This window comes from Dongia sp., from assembly GCF_041909655.1.
Classification (GTDB): Bacteria; Pseudomonadota; Alphaproteobacteria; order Dongiales; family Dongiaceae; genus Dongia.
This window is the reverse complement of sequence record NZ_JAYRDA010000002.1, coordinates 32,876-52,723: the sequence shown is the minus strand read 5'-3', so window position 1 is coordinate 52,723 and position 19,848 is coordinate 32,876. Positions and strand designations below refer to the sequence as shown.

Annotated in this window: 18 protein-coding genes; 7 read left to right on the top strand and 11 right to left on the bottom strand. The window is 63.4% G+C overall.

Annotated elements, in window-relative coordinates; all coding sequences use genetic code 11:
* Positions 1-70 precede the first annotated feature (70 nt).
* From ACE3PR_RS03445 to ACE3PR_RS03420, 6 genes are read left to right on the top strand one after another with little or no spacing between them, the layout of a single operon-like run.
* The gene (locus ACE3PR_RS03445; RefSeq protein ID WP_374368214.1) at positions 71-934 is read left to right on the top strand and encodes an ABC transporter permease; all 864 of its coding nucleotides are present in this window, start codon (positions 71-73) and stop codon (positions 932-934) included.
* Complete coding sequence (locus ACE3PR_RS03440; protein WP_374368212.1) at positions 931-1,746, top strand: ABC transporter permease; 816 nt, start codon at positions 931-933, stop codon at positions 1,744-1,746. The genes ACE3PR_RS03445 and ACE3PR_RS03440 overlap by 4 nt, the downstream gene beginning before the upstream one ends.
* Positions 1,739-2,812, top strand: a complete 1,074-nt coding sequence (locus ACE3PR_RS03435) for an ABC transporter ATP-binding protein (protein ID WP_374368210.1) — start codon at positions 1,739-1,741, stop codon at positions 2,810-2,812. Before ACE3PR_RS03440 ends, ACE3PR_RS03435 begins: the two co-directional genes overlap by 8 nt.
* Positions 2,809-3,414 (top strand): cysteine hydrolase family protein, encoded by a 606-nt coding sequence (locus ACE3PR_RS03430; RefSeq protein WP_374368208.1) that lies wholly within the window; start codon positions 2,809-2,811, stop codon positions 3,412-3,414. The genes ACE3PR_RS03435 and ACE3PR_RS03430 overlap by 4 nt, the downstream gene beginning before the upstream one ends.
* The gene (locus ACE3PR_RS03425) at positions 3,411-5,654 is read left to right on the top strand and encodes a trehalase family glycosidase (RefSeq protein WP_374368206.1); all 2,244 of its coding nucleotides are present in this window, start codon (positions 3,411-3,413) and stop codon (positions 5,652-5,654) included. Before ACE3PR_RS03430 ends, ACE3PR_RS03425 begins: the two co-directional genes overlap by 4 nt.
* Complete coding sequence (locus ACE3PR_RS03420; RefSeq protein WP_374368204.1) at positions 5,651-6,574, top strand: ribokinase; 924 nt, start codon at positions 5,651-5,653, stop codon at positions 6,572-6,574. Before ACE3PR_RS03425 ends, ACE3PR_RS03420 begins: the two co-directional genes overlap by 4 nt.
* On the opposite strand, the gene ACE3PR_RS03415 is transcribed toward ACE3PR_RS03420, so the two are convergent.
* On the bottom strand, positions 6,571-8,040 hold the full coding sequence (locus tag ACE3PR_RS03415) for a M81 family metallopeptidase (protein ID WP_374368202.1): 1,470 nt from the start codon (positions 8,038-8,040) through the stop codon (positions 6,571-6,573). The genes ACE3PR_RS03420 and ACE3PR_RS03415 overlap by 4 nt on opposite strands.
* Positions 8,041-8,151: 111 nt before the next feature.
* On the opposite strand from ACE3PR_RS03415, the gene ACE3PR_RS03410 reads away from it, so the two are divergent.
* Positions 8,152-10,218, top strand: coding sequence for an FAD-dependent oxidoreductase (locus tag ACE3PR_RS03410; protein WP_374368200.1), 2,067 nt, complete (start codon positions 8,152-8,154; stop codon positions 10,216-10,218).
* Here the strand turns inward: ACE3PR_RS03410 and ACE3PR_RS03405 are convergent.
* The 10 genes from ACE3PR_RS03405 to ACE3PR_RS03360 form a co-directional block, all read right to left on the bottom strand.
* Positions 10,215-11,492, bottom strand: coding sequence for an MFS transporter (locus ACE3PR_RS03405; protein ID WP_374368198.1), 1,278 nt, complete (start codon positions 11,490-11,492; stop codon positions 10,215-10,217). The two genes, ACE3PR_RS03410 and ACE3PR_RS03405, sit on opposite strands and share 4 nt — an antisense overlap.
* 91 nt (positions 11,493-11,583) lie before the next feature.
* Positions 11,584-12,759 carry an acyl-CoA dehydrogenase family protein gene (locus ACE3PR_RS03400; RefSeq protein WP_374368196.1) on the bottom strand — a complete coding sequence of 392 codons (1,176 nt, stop codon included), beginning with the start codon at positions 12,757-12,759 and terminating at the stop codon, positions 11,584-11,586.
* Positions 12,760-12,786: 27 nt separating this feature from the next.
* Positions 12,787-13,437: a transcriptional regulator BetI gene (betI, locus tag ACE3PR_RS03395; protein WP_374368194.1), complete on the bottom strand. Its 651-nt coding sequence runs from the start codon at positions 13,435-13,437 to the stop codon at positions 12,787-12,789.
* Positions 13,438-13,515: 78 nt separating this feature from the next.
* The gene (locus ACE3PR_RS03390) at positions 13,516-14,754 is read right to left on the bottom strand and encodes an aromatic ring-hydroxylating dioxygenase subunit alpha (RefSeq protein WP_374368192.1); all 1,239 of its coding nucleotides are present in this window, start codon (positions 14,752-14,754) and stop codon (positions 13,516-13,518) included.
* Positions 14,755-14,921: 167 nt separating this feature from the next.
* Positions 14,922-15,833, bottom strand: a complete 912-nt coding sequence (locus tag ACE3PR_RS03385) for a pseudouridine-5'-phosphate glycosidase (RefSeq protein ID WP_374368189.1) — start codon at positions 15,831-15,833, stop codon at positions 14,922-14,924.
* Positions 15,830-16,771, bottom strand: coding sequence for a carbohydrate kinase family protein (locus ACE3PR_RS03380; RefSeq protein ID WP_374368187.1), 942 nt, complete (start codon positions 16,769-16,771; stop codon positions 15,830-15,832). The genes ACE3PR_RS03385 and ACE3PR_RS03380 overlap by 4 nt, the downstream gene beginning before the upstream one ends.
* Positions 16,771-18,561 carry an ABC transporter transmembrane domain-containing protein gene (locus tag ACE3PR_RS03375; protein ID WP_374368185.1) on the bottom strand — a complete coding sequence of 597 codons (1,791 nt, stop codon included), beginning with the start codon at positions 18,559-18,561 and terminating at the stop codon, positions 16,771-16,773. Before ACE3PR_RS03375 ends, ACE3PR_RS03380 begins: the two co-directional genes overlap by 1 nt.
* A 9-nt stretch (positions 18,562-18,570) precedes the next feature.
* Positions 18,571-18,918 (bottom strand): iron donor protein CyaY, encoded by a 348-nt coding sequence (gene cyaY, locus ACE3PR_RS03370; protein WP_374368183.1) that lies wholly within the window; start codon positions 18,916-18,918, stop codon positions 18,571-18,573.
* Between the two features lie 168 nt (positions 18,919-19,086).
* On the bottom strand, positions 19,087-19,374 hold the full coding sequence (locus ACE3PR_RS03365) for a HigA family addiction module antitoxin (RefSeq protein ID WP_374368179.1): 288 nt from the start codon (positions 19,372-19,374) through the stop codon (positions 19,087-19,089).
* Between the two features lie 12 nt (positions 19,375-19,386).
* Positions 19,387-19,668 (bottom strand): type II toxin-antitoxin system RelE/ParE family toxin, encoded by a 282-nt coding sequence (locus tag ACE3PR_RS03360; protein ID WP_374369314.1) that lies wholly within the window; start codon positions 19,666-19,668, stop codon positions 19,387-19,389.
* Between the last annotated feature and the right edge of the window lie 180 nt (positions 19,669-19,848).

Here is a 19,848-nt window from a genome sequence, read left to right as displayed (position 1 = left end):
ACTCGGGGATGAATGCGAGAACGCCGCCCCGACCGAGAGCGGGGCGGCGTCAGCGTTCAGGGGATTTCGAATGACACCGACGACGCGCACGCGCTGGGCCATTCTGAGCCTCACCGGGCCAGCCTATTTGTGGCTGGCCTGTACGATCTTCCTGCCGCTCCTTGCCATGCTGGCGTTGAGCTTTCTCGACAAATCACCCCTGGTGCCGAAATCGGCGAATTTCACGCTGCAGAATTACGGTACGTTTTTCTCCAAGGATTTTTATTGGTCGCTCACCCGCTGGTCGATCGAACTCGGCCTCTGGGTGACCTTGTTCTGTTTCCTGATCGGCTATCCGGCGGCCTATGCGCTGGCCAAGCGCGTCAAGGGGCGCTGGCGTGAAGCGATTTTTCTTCTGATCGTGCTGCCCTTCTGGTCGAATGCCTTGGTGCGCATCTTCTCCTGGACCATGGTGCTGCGCTCGAACGGCATCGTTGATTTGAGCGTCCAGGCGATGTTTCCGGGTGCGCCGGCGGTGGATCTGCTCTTCACCTATCCTGCCGTCATCATCGGGCTGGTGCATTCCTATCTCCCCTACATGATCCTGACCTGCTACATCGCCTTGCAGGCGATCGACGACAGTCTGATCGAGGCCGGGCGCTCGCTGGGTGCCACGCAATTCACCACCTTCCGCCGCGTGGTCCTGCCACTGAGCCTCCCGGGGATCATCTCCGGCTCGGCTCTTATCTTCGTGCCCGTAATCGGCTCCTTCATGGAGCCTCGCATCCTTGGTGGCACGAAGGGGGCGACGCTCGGCATGAATATCGAGGAACAATTCACGGTGACGGCCAATTGGCCGCTGGGCGCGGCTCTCTCCTTCGTGCTGCTCGCCATCGTGCTGCTGATCTTCGGCATCCTCTATCCCTTCCTCCGCCGCCAGGGAGGCAATGCATGAGAGGCCTGATCAACAGCGGCATCCGCTTCTATCTCATCCTGGTGCTGGTCTTCCTCTATCTGCCGATCCTGGTGATGGCGCTCTTCGCCTTCAATAAATCGCCGCTTTATGGCCTGCCTTTCGAATTCGATCTGGTCTGGTTCGAGGCATTGGCCGGCAACAAGCGCCTGCTGCAGGCGGGCTGGAACTCGGTCTGGATCGCGCTCACCAATACCGTGATCGCGACCTCGCTCGGCACCATGGCGGCGGTCGCCTTCGGCCGCTACACCTTCCGCGGCAAGACGCTGCTGCAATCCCTGCTGTTTCCGCCCATTGCCATTCCATGGCTCGTAATCGGCACGGCGATGCTGGTTTTCTTCTTCTGGATCGGCCGTTCGGTCGGTGCGCCAGGCTTGGCGCGCGGCCTCCATGCGATTCTGCTCGGCCATGTCGCCTTGTCGCTCCCCTATGTGATCTTCGTCGTGGGCGCGCGGCTTAACGATTACCCGAAGGCCTTGGAAGAGGCGGCGGCAACCCTGGGGGCGACGCCTTGGCAGGTCTTCCGCCGTGTCTCCGTGCCGATCCTGGCGCCGGGCGTCGTGGCGGCGGCTCTCTTTGCCTTCGCGGTTTCGTTCGATCAATTCGTGATTTCGTATTTCCTGGCACCGCCCGGCATCACAACCTTGCCGGTCGAGATCTATACCTCGATCCGCAAGGGTTTCACGCCGGAGATCAACGCCATCTCGTCAATCATCATCTTCGTTTCGATGGGGCTGATGTTGATCGTGGCCAGGTTCTATCGCTTTGGTGGGGAAAGGTCGGGGAATGAGTGAGGTTGCGGTCTTGGGTGCCATCAAGCGCTACGGTTCGGTCGCTGCGCTGGACGGCGTCGATCTGACCTTTGCCGATGGCGAGTTCTTCGGTCTGCTGGGGCCCTCCGGCTCTGGCAAGACCACCTTGCTGCGCGCCATCGCCGGCTTCATCTCGCTCGATACGGGCGAGATCCGCGTTGATGGCACCGACATCGCGCGCATTCCGGTGCACAAGCGCAATATCGGCATGGTGTTCCAGAACTATGCCCTGTTCCCGCATCTGAGCGTTGCCGAGAACATCGCCTTCGGCCTCGACGTGCGCGGCGTGCCGGCGCAGGAGATCAAGCAGCGCGTTACGGAAAGCCTCGATCTTGTGCGCCTGTCGGGTTTGGAAGAGCGCCGGCCGCGGCAATTGTCGGGTGGCCAGCAGCAGCGCGTCGCTTTGGCGCGCGCATTGGTCACGCGACCCCAGGTTCTCCTGCTCGACGAACCCTTGAGCGCCCTCGACAAGCATCTTCGTCAGGAAATGCAGGTCGAACTCCGCCGCATTCAGCGCCAGATCGGCATCACCACGATTTTCGTGACGCATGACCAGGAGGAGGCGCTGACTCTCTCCGATCGCGTCGCCATCTTCAACAAGGGCCAGGTGGTCCAGGCCGGAAATCCGCGCGCCGTTTATGAGCGTCCGGTCAATCGCTTCGCCGCCGGTTTCCTGGGGGAGGCCAATTTCCTGGACGGTCAGGTCAGCGCCATCGCGGGCGGTGAAGCACGCGTTGCGCTCGCGACGGGCGGCGAGATTTTGGTGCCGGCAGCGAATCTCGCGGTCAATGGCACGGTGCTCGTCGCCCTGCGGCCGGAAAAGATCAGCATCGAACCGGCAACGTCGGATCTTTCTGCCGCACCCAACCGAATCCGTGGCCGGGTCGCCGCCGCGATCTTCTCCGGCTCCAGCCTCACCTATCGGATCAGTGTGGGTGATCGCATCATGCTCGTCTTTGAGCAGAACAAGAGCCGGGCGCCTCTGCCGGAAGGCAGCGACGTCACTCTGGAATGGCCCGTGGCCGACAATGTTGTGGTAATGCCGTGACCGACAAACCCAGAGTCAAACTGCCGCTCACCGCGTGCAGCCAGCATATCGTCGTCGACATGCAGGAAATCTTCGCCAGCAACCCGCAATGGGGGTTCGCCGGCATTCACGCTATCGTCCCGGCAATCAGCAAATTGGCTGCGGCCAAGCCGAAACAGACCCTGTGGACACGGTTCATCTCGGCTCATTCGGCAGAGGTGGCGGAAGGCTCCTGGGCGGCTCTCTACCGTCTGTGGCCGGGGGCCACCCTATCCGCCGGGGCGCAGATGGACATCCTGCCCAGCCTCCTGCCGTTGGTGACTGATAAATCCTGCGTCTTCGACAAACCCACCTATTCCTCCTTCCATAACCCGGCCTTGCCGGCGGAATTGAAACGCCGCCAGGCCGACACGCTCGTGCTGTCGGGCATTGAGACCGATGTCTGCGTGCTGGCCACCCTGATGGAGGCGGTTGATCGGGGCTATTTCGTCGTGCTGCCGATCGACGCCATCACCAGCAGTGATCTTGACGGCCATCGCCATATCCTGGATGTCATCCCGCGCCGTCTGAAATCGCAGGTCTTCTGCGCCACGGTGGACGAGATCCTGGAGCAATGGCCATGAGCGCGCGTTATCCCGATCTTCCCGAGGCACGCCATTGGAATTCCTGGCGCAGCGAATTTCCCGCGCAGATGATGCATCTGCCCTTAGGGCTTACCGTGACCGTCGCCGCCTATTCAGGCGCCCGGAACAGCTTCACCGATTTTCCCGCCATGCAGGGCCGCATCACCTATGGGCCGCGCGATGTCGGCGCCGCCCGGATCAGCTTTTCCGCCGAGCATGGCGGCACGGCCTTTGACTGGCAATGGGATCGCCCAACCCGGCGGGGCTTGCGGGGTGCCTGGCAGGCCACGGCCAATGGCGAATGGGGCCTCCGTTTCTGGATCATGCCGGTCTTCGAAGTGGGCGGCCGCGACGACATCCTCTGGCGCTTCGACGAGAAGACCGGTGTGCTGGCGACCGAGATTGACGGCACGCATGTCGCCGTGATCGGCCACGCCGTCCCGCTCATGGCGACCTTCCACGCCGATCGCCCATCTCTCGCGGAAGAATTCGAAACCCGCGGCTATTTCTATCTCGCCTCGCGCGGGACTGAGGGGCGGGTACCTGCGTTGCGCTACAATCTTGATGAAACACCGCAGATGAGCTTCGCCATCGGCCTTGGCGACAATGCGGCGGCGGCTTTGGCGGAGGCCAAGGCAGCGCTCGCGGCGCCCACACCGCCTACTTTGCCCGTGCGTCAATCCGGCCTTGGCGAGGGCAGTCTGGATGCCATCCGTGACATTGTCGGCTGGAACTCGGTGCACGATTTCATCAACGACTGGCCTTATATGACGCTGAGCCGCACCTGGGTTGCCCAGAAATTCGGCGGTTTCGGTCTGTGGCTCGACGATATCTTCTATCATGCACTGGGCACGGCCCTGTTCGATGCCGGCATGGCGCGCGAGAATATCCGCGCCGTGCTCTCGACCGAAACGCCGGAGGGCAATCTCGCCTGCCTCATCACCGGCAACGACGCCTGGATCGACCGCTCGCAATTGCCAATCTGCTCATTGGTGCTGTGGAAGATCTGGCGCCATACCGGTGACGACAGCCTCATTGAAATCGGCTATCGGCGCCTCCTCAAGAATCACGACTGGTGGTGCAGCCATCGCTCCGGCGCTCCGAAGGATTCTCCGGTAACCGGCCTGATGGGCTGGGGCACCTCGGCCGGCATTGGCAGCGGTCTCTATAAGGGCACCAAGCTCGGCGCCAAGAATGAATCTACCATGGATAATTCGCCGCTCCATGACGACACAATCTTCGATCCCGCGACCGGCTGCCTGGACGCCGTCGACGTGGCGCTCAATTCGGCGCTCGTGGTGGATGCCGAGGTGCTGTCCGCCTGGGCGACGGCTTTGGGCGAGCAGGAAACGGCCGATCGCCTGAAAGCGCGGGCCGGGAAGCTGCGCGCCCGCATCGGTAAGGACCTATGGGACGATCAGCGGTGTATTTTCGCCAATCGCCGCTGGTCCGGCGAATTTGTGCGCGCTCTGGCACCGACCAGTTTCTATCCGCTGCTGGCCGATGCTGCCGATCCCGATCAGCGGAAATCGCTCTGCGCGGCGCTCAATCATCCCTTGAAATTCGGCGGCCGCTGGCGCCTGCCTTCGGTGACGCGCGACGATCCGGCATTTCACGACAACGTCTATTGGCGCGGCCGCGCCTGGCCGCCGCTCAATTATCTCACCTATCAGGGATTGAAACGGGCCGGGCTTGATAACGAAGCGGGCGCTCTGGCGCAAGACAGCGGGGCACTCTTCGCCACGGCCTGGGCACGCCGCCAATGCCCGGAGAATTTCAACGCCGATACCGGCCTCGGCGACGACCAGCCCGATACCGATCTCTTTTATGGCTGGGGGCTCCTGATGCCGCTCCTCGCCGTCAACGAAATCATCGATGTCACCCCGTGGCATGGCTGGGAGATCACGCATCAACCCGGCGATTGGAAACTGGGACCTCTCAACGCCTTCGGCCGCTCGGCCGAGATCGTGGCGCAGGAGGGCCGCCTCACATTGACTCTCGACGGCGCTAGCGTCTTTGCGACCGACATCCCCGGCCGTTTCCGCCAGATCGAGGTCGCGGCGGGCGGCATTGCCTTCGAACCCCCTATCGCCGGTGGCAACGTCTATCTCGCTGGCAAGGTCCTGCGCGTCACGTATGGCGACGCCGACATTGTGCCAATCACCTCCGGGCAGGAAACCGTCGTCAAGCTGCCCGCCGTCACAACGCGGCAGCTCTGCGTGATCGAGGTTCAGTCATGATCGTCGTTTTCGGCTCGCTCAATGTGGACGTGATGATCGCGGTCCATCATCTGCCGCTGCCGGGCGAAACCGTGCTGGGCCCCGGCTACGAACTCACCGCCGGCGGCAAGGGTGCCAACCAGGCGTTGGCCGCGGCGCGTGCCGGTGCCAGGGTGACGATGATAGGATCGATCGGCACCGATCCCTTGGCCGAGACCGCCATCGCCGATCTCCGCGCGGCGGGTGTCGATCTCTCCCACCTTGCCAAGGTCGGCGATCCAACCGGACTTGCCGCGATCTGCGTCGACAAGGCGGGCGAGAACCACGTCGTGGTCGCTTCCGGCGCTAACCGCCATACCAGGGCCAGCCAGATGCCGGCTGCACTGCTGGGGCCGGACACGCTGGTCGTGATGCAAATGGAAGTGCCGCTCGAGGAGAACTGGGCACTGATCCGCGCTGCCAAGGCGAAAGGTACCCGCATCCTCCTCAATGCAGCACCTGCCGCCGCAATTCCGGCCGAATCACTTGGGTTGGTCGATTGGCTGATCGTCAATGAGAACGAGGCGAAGCAGGTGGCGCTGGATTTGCAGGTTTCCGCCAAGGATGCCCGCCAGGCCGCGGCCAATATCGCCCGTGCCACCGATACCACCGTCATTGTCACACTGGGCGGCGCCGGCGCTGCCGCCTATCTGGGAAAGGGTGGCGGTTTCGACGTGCCGGCACTCTCGATCAAGCCGATTGATACGGTCGGTGCCGGTGATTCGTTTGTGGGCGGTTTCGCGGCGGCGATTGATCGCGGCCTCGATCTTCCTCTGGCACTTCGCCACGCCGCCATCGGCGGCGCGCTTGCCTGCCTGAAGACGGGCGCTCAGCCCAGCCTGCCAACACTTGCCGAGATCGAAAAGCGCCTGCCGGAATTGCCGGCAGCCAGGGTCTTCTAGCGCCCCAGCAATTCCTTCGGCGCGTAGCGGAAATCGTAGTGATCCAGCGAGACGCCGGCCGGCCCCGGCGCGTCGCATTCGATGATGCAGCGGGTAAGCTCGGTAAAGCCGGCGCGGAAATGATTCTTCGCCTTCACGCAGAGCAGGCCGAGCTTGGCAAGGTCGATTCCGTGCAACGAAAAATAGGCCGGGTCGTTCGGCGTCTGGCATCCGCTGGTGACGATGACCTTGATCCCATCAACATCCAGCATGGCGGTCGCGCCAACATCGACTTCAAGATGGTGATCATAAGGTCCCATATTGCGGAAGCGGCCGTCGGTAAGGGCGAGAACCTTTGCGCTGGCTTCGATCGGTGCGCCGAATTTGTCGCTGACCCGGCCGCCCAGGCGCACATCGATTGTGGCGCCAATGCTGGCTTGCCGCGCGCGCTCGACTAGAGCGGGATCCCAGAAGAAACCGAAGACCGCCGGCACGCCTGGTCTGGCTGCCAGCAATGCCCGGAACAGCCCCGGTGTATCGCCGATACCGCCAGAGAGCGGATTGTCGGCGGGGTCGGTGACCGCGGCAGGTTTGTCGCCGGGCGTCGCGAGGGCTTGCGCGATCGCCTCGGCAGGCGAAGGCGGCTTTATCTCGAAGCGGGGTCGCCGCTCAGCCATTTCGGCGGCAAGTGCATCTGCGGCGCGGCGCGCGAGTGCTGGGTCGTTATCGGTCACGACCAGGGCGGTTGGTCCGGCGAAGGGCGAATCGCCATAGGCAAAGCCGCCGAACACGGTTGCTTCCAGCACGCCCGGTTGCGCGCGCCATTCTTCCGCCAGGGCGGCGATCTCCGCCATCGGTCCATCGGTGGTGCGCATGTTGAAGCTGGTATAGATCGCCTTCACCTTGGCGACAGCCGAGACCGGCGCCACCCGGCCGTTGACCATTGCCACCAGGCAGGTAAGCGCCTGGGTCGCCGCCACATCCTTGTCGATATGCGGATAGGTCTTGTAGCCGGTGGCGATGTCGAGCTGGCCGATCATCTCCGGCCCAAGATTGGCGTGAAGATCGAAGCTGGCGGCCAAAGGCGTGCGGCCGATCACCTCGCGGACGCCGCGCAGCAGGTCGAAATCCGGTGTGGGGTTGCTCTCGGTGATCATGGCGCCGTGCAGCGACAGATAGACCGCATCCCAATTCTGCCGCATCAGGCCAGAGAGAATATCGGCCTCGATGATCTTGAAAGCGTCGTCGGCGACAGGCCCGCCGGGCGGGGCCCCGGCGCAGCGCAGATAGGTAATGTCCCAATCTGGGTGGTTTTCGGCAAAGGCGATCACTGCGCCGATTTCGGTTGCCGTGCCGCGATAGAAGGTGACGGCACTGTCACCCTCACTCCATTCGCTGGCCTGGAAGGTATCGAGGCCGGTGACGCTGGGCGAGAAGGAATTGCCTTCGTACCACATGCGTGCAACCGCCAGTTTCTTTTTTGACATTCGTCACCTCCCCCATCGCATGTGCCTGGCAGGCTAGCGGAACGGGTGGCTTGCGTCCATGTTGTACGCCCGTTTAAAGTCCCGCCCGATCATCAGGCAGGGGGAAGAAATATGTCCCGCGACCCACGTTACGACATTCTGTTCGAACCGGTGAAAATCGGTCCGGTCACAGCCAGGAACCGTTTCTTCCAGGTGCCGCATTGCAACGGCATGGGGCATCAGCATCCCCAGGGCCATGCCGCCATGCGCGGGATGAAAGCCGAGGGCGGCTGGGCGGTGGTGTCGACCGAGGAATGCGAGATCCATCCTTCCGGCGACGTGACCCCTTACGTTGAGGCCCGCATCTGGGACGATCACGACATTCCCTACCTCTCCATGATGACCGAGGCGGTGCATCGGCATGGCTCGCTGGCGGCAATCGAACTGGTGCATAACGGCCCCTCGGCGTCCAATCTCTACAGCCGCGAAGTGCCGATCGGTCCCATCCACCAGCCGACCAGCTATTACCCCTTCCAGGCCCGCGCCATGGACCGCGAGGACATCCGCAATTATCGCCGCTGGCATCGCGATGCCGCCTTGCGCGCGAAGAAGGCTGGGTTCGACATCATCTATGTCTATGCCGGCCACGATCTGTCCTTGCCGATGCATTTCCTGCAGAAGCGCCGCAACCAGCGCATCGACGAATATGGCGGCTCGCTCGAAAACCGCGTCCGGCTGTTCCGCGAAACGATCGAGGAGGCGAAGGCAGCCGTAGGTGACACCTGCGGCATCGCCGTCCGTTTCGCGGTCGACGAGATGATGGGCGATGATGGTATCTCATCGGAAGGTGAGGCCAAGGACATCGTTGCCATGCTGGCGGAATTGCCCGATCTCTGGGACGTCAATGTCTCCAACTGGAAGTACGATTCCCAAACTTCGCGCTTTGCCGAGGAAGGCTATCAGGAGCCCTTCACCGCCTTCGTGAAGAAGCTCACCACCAAGCCGGTGGTCGGTGTCGGCCGCTACACCTCGCCCGACCGCATGGTCTCGCTGATCCGGAAAGGCATGCTCGACATGATCGGCGCGGCGCGTCCCTCGATCGCCGATCCCTATCTGCCGAAGAAGATCGAGGAAGGCCGTGTCGAAGACATCCGCGAATGCATCGGCTGCAACATCTGCATCACCGGCGATTATACGATCACGCCGATCCGCTGCACCCAGAACCCGACCATGGGCGAGGAATGGCGCAAGGGTTGGCACCCGGAGATCATGCCGGCGAAGGCCTCGCAGGATCGCGTCTTGATCGTCGGTGGTGGCCCTGCCGGCCTTGAAGCCGCGCGCGCATTGGGTCTGCGCGGCTATGAGGTGGCTTTGGCCGAAGCCGGCACGGAGCTGGGTGGTCGCGTCAATCAGGAATCGCGTCTTCCCGGCCTTTCCGCCTGGGGCCGCGTGCGCGATTACCGCCTCGGACAGATCGCCAAGATGAACCAGGTCGAAACCTATCTCGACAGCCGCATGGGTGTCGCCGAGATATTGGAACAGGGCTTCGAGCGCGTGGTGCTCGCGACCGGCTCGACCTGGCGCAAAGATGGCGTTGGACGCTCGCATCCCTTTCCGATCCCTGGCCTCGGTGAAGTGGCCGTGTTCTCGCCCAGCGATATCATGGCGGGGCGTCTGCCCGAGAAGGGGCCGGTCCTGGTTTATGACGACGATCTCTTCTATCTCGCCGGCGTGCTGGCCGAACGCTTGGTGAAGGCGGGGCTGGAGGTCATCTATGTGACGCCGGGCGACACCGCCTCAAGCTGGACCGCCAACACGCTGGAAGTGATCTTCATCAACAAGCGCCTGCGCGAGCTCGGCGTCCGGGTGATCACTGCCCATGATCTCGCGGGCATCAAGGCCGGCGAAGCGCAACTCGTCTCCGCCTATGGCGATCCGGCACAATATGTCGCGGTGGGCGCCGTCGTTCCTGTGACGGCGCGCCTCCCGGAAGAAGCGCTCTATCACGAACTGATGGCACAGCCGGAAGCGTTGAAGGATGCCGGCATCAAATCGGTGACCCGGATCGGCGATTGCCTCGCCCCCGGCCTCATCGCCTACGCCGTCTATGCCGGCCACCGCTACGCCCGTGAACTCGATGCTGCCGATCTCGGCGAAGTCAAGTTCCGCCGCGCGCTCCCGCTTGTGACGACACCCTAATCGACGCTCGGCTGCGTGGTGGCATGCGGCGGGTGCTCGCCGCGGGGGTCGAGTTCGGGTGCGGCATAGGCGCCTTGCGCCGGCGGCACGGGCACGAAATTGCTCTGCTCCTGGGGCGTCTTCGCCTTCCGACGGGCAACGCGGTAGAAGGCGTAGACGCCGATCAGGCCATAACCGGCCCCCACGAACAGGAACAGGGATTGGTGGCCGATGAGCTTCATGATGAAGCCGGCGATGGCCGGGCCGATCGAGGCGCCGAGGCCCCAGGCGAAGAGGAGGCCGCTGGAGGCCGCCACGAATTGCTCGCGCGGCACGTAGTCGCTGGTCTGGCCGATGCCCAGCGCATAGAGCGGCGATTGGAAAGCCGAGAGCACGAAGAACAGGCCAATCAGGAAGGTAAAGGACAAGACCGGCGTCGCGTAGATCACCAGGCTGATGAAGGCGGTCGCCGTGACGGTGAGAATGATCACCGGTCGCCGCCCGTAGCGATCGGCGGCAAAGCCGATGGGGATCTGCGCGGCGAGCACGGCGATGGTGCCGATCGAAATCAGCACCGACAGTTCCGCCTCACCCATGCCCTTGCCAGCGATGAAGGCCGGCATCAGGCCGTACATGGCGCTGGTCAGGAAGCCGGCGCCGAAGCAGCAGACGACGCCCAAGGGCGAGATGCGGAAGAGGCTGGGGATGCCGAGATGGGTATGCTCCTCCATCACGGGATTGCCGATCTTGGTAAGACCCAGGGGGATCATGGCGCTGGCGAGGCAGACGGCGCAGAGCGCAAAGAGCAGGCTGCCGGAAGGGTCGTCGATATTGAGCATCAAGGGCGAGACGCCCGAGGCGCCCCAGCTCACCGCCGTATAGATCGCGAAGATGCGGCTCCTGGTAGCATCGCTCGATTTGTCGTTGAGCCAGCTTTCGATCACGACGAAGCCGCCGGCCAGCGCAAAGCCGGCGATGGCGCGCAAGCCGATCCAGACATAAGCGTTCTGGAAGACGAGATGCAGGATGGTGGCATCCGCCGCCAGCACCACGAAGACACCGAAGGCCCGGATATGGCCGACCCGGCGGATGATGCGCTGGCAGGTGAGGGTGCCGGCCAGGAAGCCCACGAAATAGGCCGAAGCGGTCGCGCCGATGACGATGCTGGAGGCGCCCCCGCGGGCCAACTGGATGCCGATGAGCGGCATCAGGATGCCGAGCGCCACCTCGATCAGCGTAATGCCGATAATGACCGGCAGGATCGGCTGCAACACCCGCCACATGGCATGCGACATGACTTCCCCCGAAACGCCCGCCTGAAGTGGCGGCGCCCGGGGGAATCTAGTGCTTTCGGGGTGGTCCTGGCTAGCTTGGCCTCACACCCGGCTATTCCACCAGCGACCTCACGCCGCGCTTCAGCAGGCCGTTGGCGATGATGACGCGCTGGATTTCGCTGGCACCTTCCCAGATCCGGTCGACCCGGAGTTCGCGGAAAAAGCGCTCGGCCACGTTCTCGCGCATGTAGCCGCGACCGCCGAAGATCTGCACGGCGCGGTCGGCAACCCGGCCGGCCATCTCGCTGGCATAGAGCTTCACCATGGCGCATTGGCCGTGGGCCGTCTTGAGGTCGGCGCCCTCATCGATTGCGCGGGCCGTCTCATAGGTCATGAGCCGCGCGGCGAAAAGCTCGGTGACGCTGTCGGCCAGCATGAACTGGATGGCCTGCTGCTCGGCCAAAGGCTGGCCGAAGACGATGCGGCTCTTGGCAAAGGCGGTTGCTTCCTCGATCAGGCGCTCCGCCGCCCCGCAGCAGCGCGCCGCGATCATCAGCCGCTCGTGGCGGAACCAGGCATAGGTGAAGCCCATGCCATCGCCTTCCGCGCCGATCCGGTTGGCTACGGGGACGCGCACGTCGTGAAAGCGGTAGATCGGGTGGTGCGCCCGGTAGGTATGCGTGTAAGCGGGGCTGCGCACCAATTCGATCCCAGGCGTCGCGTGATCGACGAAGAAGAGGGCGTGGGCCCCCTTGTTGGGGCCATCGGCGATCTTGGCCTGGAAGAACATGAAATCGGCGAGATTGGCGCTGGTCACATGCCATTTCTCGCCGTTGAGCACGTAATGGTCCCCGTCGCGCCGCGCAGTCGACTGTATGGCATCGACATCCGACCCCGCCTCAGCCTCGGTGATCGCATAACATTCGTGCCGCGCATCGGTCATCAGCGGCTTGATCCAGGTTTCGATCTGGTAGGGCGAGCAGGCCTCCAGCATCCAGCTTTGCGGATTGTTGGCGCACCAGCCCAGCGCATTGGTGACGCGCCCGGTCTGTTCCTGCGCCACTGCCTGCTCAAGCTTGCTGTAGCCGCGTCCGCCCATGCTTTCGGGCAGATCCATGTTGTCGAGCCCGGCTTCCCGGGCCTTCGTCTTCATGCGCTGCCAGACATCCTCGGGCACCAGGCCTTCATGCATCTCGGCATGCACTTCCCAGGGAATGAGTTCGGCATCGACGAAGGCACGCACGCGCGCCTGGATCGCGCGGGCACGGGGAGGAAGCGGGATGGTCATGGCGACTCCGGTGGATTGGCGGAAGGGTCAGGCGGCGCTGGGTTCGGATTGACCCGGGTGCTGCTGTCGCTGCTGCCCGAATTCCTTGGGGAAAAGGGCGGCGAGATAGGTCCGGACGCTGGCCTTGGCCGTGTCGCGGTCGGTCTGTTTGGGATTGATCAGCATGTCGAGCCACAATCCGTCGATCATGGCGTTGAAGCCGCGCGCCACCAGCCCGGCATCGATCCCCTGATAGCCGCCTTCCTCGATCAGACGCTCAATGCTGCGCGTCATGCTCTGCTGGAACGAGGTGGAAAGATCGGCGCAGAGCTTCGAGAATTCCGGCCGCCAGCGCGTCTCGCCCCAGAAGGCGTACCAGACGGTGACATATTTGCGGTTGGCATGGTTGCGGGCGAAGTCCGCCTCGATCATGGCGTCGATCTGGGTCGCGGCGGATTTGCCGGCCCGCGCCAGGGTTTGCGCCACATGCTGCTCGTAATCCTCGACCAGATGCTTCAAGGTCGCGATGAGGAGCGCATCCTTGCTCTTGAAATAGAAATTCACGATGCCCACCGAAAGACCGGCTTCGGCGGCGACGTCGGCAATCTTGAGATCGGTAAAGCCCTTGCGGGCGATGCCGTCGATGGTCGCTTCGATCAGCTGCCGGCGTCGCGCTTCCTTGGCCAGTTCGCGGCTCATGCCTCTTGCCTTTTCAGGCGGCAGAAACCGCGTAACGCCTCTGCTGGTGATGCTGACGGCCATCTGGCGGCCCAAAACTCAGGCCGCCGACCGTTCCGTCCCCAGCAAGGCATCGTTGCGCCGCCGCACGGTTCCGGATGCCGGCGCCTGCGTCTCGGCAACGATCGGGCAGGCGGCACGAATCCGATTGTGGAAATCTACCACCGCATGCTCGTAATTGGAAAGCGGCCCCGGCTCATAGCCGTGGGAGGTCATGCCGGTCTGGACCCGTTCGCACAATTCCCGGTCCTCATGGCCGACCTGCCGGTTGATCCGCTGATTGAGGTATTGCAGCACCTTGCGCTCCCGCCCGTTCCCCCCAGCGACCGCTCCCGACCCCGGCCGCACGAAGACCGGATAGCGCATGACGCAGGTGGTGCCGTCCTTGGGCAGGATCTGGAAGATGTCGAAGCTGTCGGGATAGATGTCGATGCCGATATTGGGCGCCATGGAATAGAACAGCCAGGTCTTGCGCGTCTCGGGATCCAGTTCGGTCAGCACCTGCGGGGCCAGCTTCTGGTACATGCGCTCGGCCCAATTGGCGGAAGGCTTTTCCTTCAGCACGCTGACGCTGTGGGCAACGCCATGCTCGTTGATGACGCCGGAGAGATCGCTGTCCAGCATGCGGTGATAACCGGGATGCCCGATCGGCACGTGATAGTTTTCCAGATTGTTGTCGACCGCGATCTTCCAATTGCAGTTCCAGGTGTCGATCCAGGGTTCGCCCGACGGCACCATTTCCTCGAGGCGATAGGGCGCAAGGAGATCGGCCGCCGCGCCGAAGCTCTCGCGCAAGCTCGGCCCGCCCGAAACGACACGGATGAAGACCATGCCGTGCAGGATCTCCATCTCGACCGGCATCAGGCCCAGTTTGTCCTTCTCGATTCCGGGGAAGGTGTGCTGCGAGGGGACGGCCTTCAACTCGCCGCCAAGGTCATAGCTCCAGCCGTGATAGGGGCAGGTGATGCGGCCCTTGCACGAGCCGGTCCCGTCCAGCAGCTTGGCCGCGCGGTGCCGGCAGACATTCATGAAGGCACGCAACACGCCGTCCCTGGCGCGGATCACCAGGATCGAATCCTTCTTCATGTCGAGGGTCGCGTAATCGCCCGGCTGGCTTACCTGGCTGATATGGCAGACGAACTGCCAGGAGGGCAGGATGACGCGCTCATATTCGATCTCGGCCAGTTCGTCATTGCTGTAGGCCCAGGCCGGCAGGCTCACCGCCAGGCCGCCATGGGTTTCGTTCTGTTGGCCTTTGAGATTCTGCATCATCGTCATGACCCGCTCCCGATTTGTCCGGCGTTTATATGCGGTAGATCATGCAATACAGAGTGAATAAAGTCAATTATTTCATATCAATAGAGTGTTTATATTGAATGATGGTTCAATCAAAAGTGAAGAGTTTCAAGGGTTTGCGGGCAAGGTCCTAAGACGCGATGTTGGGGTTATTTCCCGGCCAAAGCCCGGGCGATCTCGGCCCCCAGCCGCGCATTGTTCCGCACCAGCGCGATATTGGCGGTGAGCGAGCGGCCCTCGGTCAGGGCGGCCACATGCTTCAGCAGGAAGGGGGTGACGGCCTTTCCCTTGACGCCCATCGTGTCGGCCTCGACCAGGGCAGCATGGATCTGTCGGTCCATCTCGGCGCCGGGGATCTCGTCGGCTGTTGGGATCGGGTTGGCGATGACCAGGCCGCCGGCCAGCCCCATATCCCATTTCGCGTGGCAGATGGCAGCGATCTCCTGGGCACTATCGGCGCGGAACGGGGATTTGTGCCCGCTCTCTCGGGAATAGAAGGCCGGGAAATCGTCACTTCCATGGGTGATGACGGGGACGCCCAGCGTTTCCAGATATTCCAGCGTCAGGCCGATATCGAGGATCGATTTCGCCCCGGCACAGACGACCGCGACATCGCTCTTGGCCATCTCCTGGAGATCGGCAGAGATGTCGAGGCTCTTCGCGGCACCGCGATGCACGCCGCCGATACCACCGGTCGCGAAAACGCGAATGCCGGCCATGGCGGCGATGCGCATGGTGCTGGCGACGGTCGTCGCACCATGGCCGCCACTGGCGACCAGCACCGGCATGTCGCGCACGCTGGCTTTCACCATATCGCCGGATTTTGCGACCTCCTCGATCTCTGCATCGGTCAGGCCTGCTTTCAGGCGCCCGTTCAGGATGGCGATGGTGGCCGGCACGGCGCCGTTCTGGCGGATGATCGCCTCGACGCCCCGCGCGGTAGAGAGATTCTGCGGATAAGGCATGCCATGGGCGATGATGGTGGATTCGAGCGCCACCACGGCGCGCCCGGCCTTTACTGCCTCGGCGACTTCCGGGGCGACGTCCAGATAATTCTTCATGGCTGTTTCCTCGCGGTGTTGCTCGTTTTCGCGGCGACACTCTGCATCGAACGCACGGCGCTTGCCGCCAGTTCCTGGCCCTTCCGGGCAGCCTGCCGGGCATCCATGCCGCTGGCAAGGCCATAGGCAAAGCCCGCCACCATCGCATCGCCGCCGCCGGTCACGTCGCGGATGGCGCCGGCCTTGCGCGTGGCGATCATGTGCTGCCCCTCTTCGGCCGAGGACAGGAAACAGCCAGCGGCGCCGAGGCCGACCAGCACATGCGCGACACCTCGTTCATGCAGCCGCAAGGCGGCACGGCCGAGATCGCGCTCATTCTTGACCGGCATGCCGGTGAGTTCGCCCAACTCGTCACGGTTGGGTGTCAGCGCCATGATCGGCAGGCCCTCATCGAGCAGCGGGCGCAGGCGTTTCGCCTTGGGCACCGAAACCGGTTCCAGCACCAGCGGCACCTCCGCCCGGGCGGCGAGGCGCAGCAACGCGTTGAGGCAGACCGCTGGCAGATTGGCGTCGCCCACCAGCAGATCGGATTGCGCCAACACATCTTTGTGCCGCGTGATGTCGCCGGGTTTCATCCCGTCGATGAGCCGCATGTCGCTGACCGCGATCAGCATCTCGCCCTCGGCATCCAGCGTGGCGCTATAGGTACCGGTCGATCCCCGCCGGCGCATCATCAGCGTTGTGTCGATGCCGGCGGCGCGGGCGCTGCGCCGCAGCCGGTCGCCATTCGTATCCTCGCCGATAAGGGTGAGCAGGCTCACGCGCGCCCCCAGCCGCGCCAGGTTCTCGGCGATGTTGCGCCCGACGCCGCCGGGGCTCATCTCGGTCCAGCCGGGATTGGAGGTGCCGGCAATGGCCTTGCCGGCGATGCGGCTCTTGATGTCGAGATTGGCGCCGCCGATGACGGTGATCGCCGGCTGTTTGGGGCGGGTGGCCATCACGCCGCTGCTTGCGGTTGGTCGAATTGCAGCTCGGCCAGACGCGCATAGAGTCCGCCCTGGCGGATTAGCTCGGCATGGGTGCCGATGGCATCGATCCGGCCCTTGTCCATCACCACGATGCGGTCGGCCTTCAGCACGGTCGCCAGCCGGTGCGCGATGACGATGGTGGTGCGGTTCTCCATGGCGCGGTCGAGGGCGGCCTGCACCATCTGCTCCGATTCCGCATCCAGCGCCGAGGTCGCTTCGTCGAGCAGCAGCAAGGCAGGATCGCGCAGGACAGCGCGTGCAATCGCGATACGCTGGCGCTGCCCGCCGGAGAGGCGCACGCCGCGCTCGCCCAGATGCGCGTCGAAACCCTGCGGCAGGCGGTCGATGAACTCGCTGGCATGGGCGGCATCGGCGGCCAGGCGCACGGCCGCGTCATCCGCATCCGGCCGACCATAGCGGATGTTCTCGGCGGCACTGGTGGAGAAGATCACCGGATCCTGCGGCACCAGCCCCATCGTGCCGCGCAGTTCTTCCGGCGCGAAATCCTTGACGTCGATTCCGTCGAGCGTGATGCGCCCCTGATCCGGATCGTAGAAGCGCATCAGCAATTGCATGACCGTGGTCTTGCCGGCACCGGACGGACCGACGATCGCCACCGTCTCGCCGGGCGCGATCTCCAGCGAGAAATCGTCGAGCGCCTTGGTTTCGGGGCGCGAGGGATAGAAGAAGGTGACGTGATCGAACTTGATGCGTCCCGTCACCGGATGCGGCAAAGCGCGCGGGCTTGCCGGCGCCTCGATGATCGGGCGCGTGTTCAACAGCTCGATGATGCGTTCCATCGCACCCGCCGCGCGTTGCAGATCGCCCACCACCTCGGTGATGGCGCCCAGCGACCCGGCGGCCACGATCGCATAGAAGACGAAGGCGGAAAGCTGGCCGGCCGAAATGTCGCCCGAGAGCACGTCGCCGCCGCCGATCTTGAGCACGATCGAGATGGCGCCGAAGATGAGCAAGATGACGAGGCCGGTGAGGAGGGCGCGGGCGCGGATGCGGTCGCGCGCGGCGTCGAAGGCTTCCTCGACGCGCGCGGCAAAACGCGCGCGGTCCTCGTTCTCATGGGCGAAGGCCTGGACCGTGCGGATGCCGTAAAGGGATTCGCTGGCATCGGCCGAGACTTCCGCGATCTTGTCCTGCGACAGGCGCGAGAGCTTCCGCACCTTGCGGCCATAGATGATGATCGGCGCCACCACGAAGGGAATCACCAGGAACACAAGGCCGGTCAATTTCGGGCTGGTGATGAACAGCATCACCGTCGCCCCCACCATCATGATCGAGTTCCGCAGCGCGATCGAGGCCGAGGACCCGACCACCGTCTGCAGCAAGGTGGTGTCGGTGGTGAGGCGCGAGATCACCTCGCCGGTCCGCGTCACCTCGAAGAAGCCGGGCGACAGGCGCACGATATGATCGAAGACCGCCTTCCTGACATCCGCCACGACGCGCTCGCCCACCCAGGTCACCAGGAAAAAGCGCGCATAGGTCGAACAGGCCATGATCACGGTGACGGCGAAGAGGGCCAGCACCGTCTGGTCGAGAATCCCGGGATCGCCCAGGCCGAAGCCGCGATCGACCAAATAGCGCATGCCGCTGCCCAGGGCCAGAACTGTGCTGGCCGAAATTAGCAGTGCGAAGGTGCCGCCGACCACCTGCCAGCGATAGGGCCCGACGAAGCGCAACAGATCGATGAGGCGCCGGTATTCGCGCGAGACCGGCCGGTCGGGAAGATTGGGCCCACGCGCCATGATGCGGCCTCAGCCTTCCTGGCCGGCGGGCGTCAGGGTCAGCGGCGTTCCCGCCACCTCGCTTAGCTCCGCGCCGAGGCGTGCGTGAAGATCCGCCCCGCCGCGGGTCGAGTGCCATTGCCCGCTCGCAGGATCGAAGGCGAAATGCGCCGCCCCGCTCCTGGGGCTGGACAGCCAGATCTCCTTGTTGGCGACATGCTTGTTGACGACATAGGTGCCGCCGGCGGCCAGTTCGATGGTCAGAACCGATCCCTGCAGGTCGATATCCTCGATCTCGTCGGCCAAAGCGTCCTCGATCGTCGCCATCAGCCCCTTGAGGGTCGCATCGGCCAGCTTTTCGAAGGTGGAATCGTCCATGTCCCGGGGGAATCCTTCGCCGATTTGATCATTGCTAAAACCGGCTTTGGAATAGCCGCCCCGGCGGGGACCCGCAATGGGTAAAGTACCGCACCCGTTAACCATTTTGTCGCGGTAGGGTGGCGGGCGCCTGAGAAATGGTCCTTGAGCCGAGTTGTGTTCAGTGCCTCACGCGGCGATCGGCTTGATTCCCCCAACCTTCAGATCCCGCCCAGTCCAATAGAGGTCGTAATTCGTCTGCAAGTTCATCCAAAACTGCCCACTGGTGCGAAAGGCGCGGGCGAGGCGAATGGCGGTATCTGGTGTCATCGCGGTTTCGCCCCGTACCAGACGTTCGATGCGCGTCCGGGGCACGCCCAGGCGCTTGGCAAGCTGCCCAGTGCTCAAGCCGGCAGGCTCCAGGTAAAGCTCCTTCAACACGTCGCCGGGATGCACCGGATTTTTCACAACAAGCATGGCTCGTCCTCGTCAGTGATAGTCGACAATCTCAACTTGTTCTGGACCGGCCGGCGTCCAGCGAAAACAGATGCGCCATTGATCGTTGATCCGTACCGAATGCTGGCCAGCCCGATCACCTTTCAGGGCTTCCAGGTGATTGCCGCTCGGTGTCTTCAGGTCGTCAAGAATGGTCGCGGCCTGAAGCACGGTCAGCAGAATGCGGGTTCGCTTCACGAGATCGCTGGGGAACCCCTTGCCGAATTTTCCGGCTATGGCATCGGCCGTCCGCTTGTCTCTGGCGCTAACGATCATCGCAAACATGTATCATGATGTGATACATAATTCAAGTGTGACCAACATCTTGATTGTCCGAATATTGCTGGATGATGGTCGTGCCATCATTCTGGCATTCTGATTGTAAAACTTTAAGATTCCTTCGAGCGGTTTCAAGGGATGATTATGATCCGAGCTATTTTCGCGGATTAAGTAAAG

Coding starts and splice junctions, on each gene's coding strand:
- ACE3PR_RS03445 (WP_374368214.1), top strand. CDS start 71: ATGACACCGACGACGCGCACGCGCTGGGCCATTCTGAGCCTCACCGGG.
- ACE3PR_RS03380 (WP_374368187.1), bottom strand. CDS start 16,771: ATGGCCACCCGCCCCAAACAGCCGGCGATCACCGTCATCGGCGGCGCC.
- ACE3PR_RS03385 (WP_374368189.1), bottom strand. CDS start 15,833: ATGAAGAATTATCTGGACGTCGCCCCGGAAGTCGCCGAGGCAGTAAAG.
- cyaY (WP_374368183.1), bottom strand. CDS start 18,918: ATGGACGATTCCACCTTCGAAAAGCTGGCCGATGCGACCCTCAAGGGG.
- ACE3PR_RS03390 (WP_374368192.1), bottom strand. CDS start 14,754: ATGACGATGATGCAGAATCTCAAAGGCCAACAGAACGAAACCCATGGC.
- ACE3PR_RS03360 (WP_374369314.1), bottom strand. CDS start 19,668: ATGATCGTTAGCGCCAGAGACAAGCGGACGGCCGATGCCATAGCCGGA.
- ACE3PR_RS03420 (WP_374368204.1), top strand. CDS start 5,651: ATGATCGTCGTTTTCGGCTCGCTCAATGTGGACGTGATGATCGCGGTC.
- ACE3PR_RS03400 (WP_374368196.1), bottom strand. CDS start 12,759: ATGACCATCCCGCTTCCTCCCCGTGCCCGCGCGATCCAGGCGCGCGTG.
- ACE3PR_RS03415 (WP_374368202.1), bottom strand. CDS start 8,040: ATGTCAAAAAAGAAACTGGCGGTTGCACGCATGTGGTACGAAGGCAAT.
- ACE3PR_RS03410 (WP_374368200.1), top strand. CDS start 8,152: ATGTCCCGCGACCCACGTTACGACATTCTGTTCGAACCGGTGAAAATC.
- ACE3PR_RS03365 (WP_374368179.1), bottom strand. CDS start 19,374: ATGCTTGTTGTGAAAAATCCGGTGCATCCCGGCGACGTGTTGAAGGAG.
- betI (WP_374368194.1), bottom strand. CDS start 13,437: ATGAGCCGCGAACTGGCCAAGGAAGCGCGACGCCGGCAGCTGATCGAA.
- ACE3PR_RS03405 (WP_374368198.1), bottom strand. CDS start 11,492: ATGTCGCATGCCATGTGGCGGGTGTTGCAGCCGATCCTGCCGGTCATT.
- ACE3PR_RS03375 (WP_374368185.1), bottom strand. CDS start 18,561: ATGGCGCGTGGGCCCAATCTTCCCGACCGGCCGGTCTCGCGCGAATAC.
- ACE3PR_RS03440 (WP_374368212.1), top strand. CDS start 931: ATGAGAGGCCTGATCAACAGCGGCATCCGCTTCTATCTCATCCTGGTG.
- ACE3PR_RS03435 (WP_374368210.1), top strand. CDS start 1,739: ATGAGTGAGGTTGCGGTCTTGGGTGCCATCAAGCGCTACGGTTCGGTC.
- ACE3PR_RS03425 (WP_374368206.1), top strand. CDS start 3,411: ATGAGCGCGCGTTATCCCGATCTTCCCGAGGCACGCCATTGGAATTCC.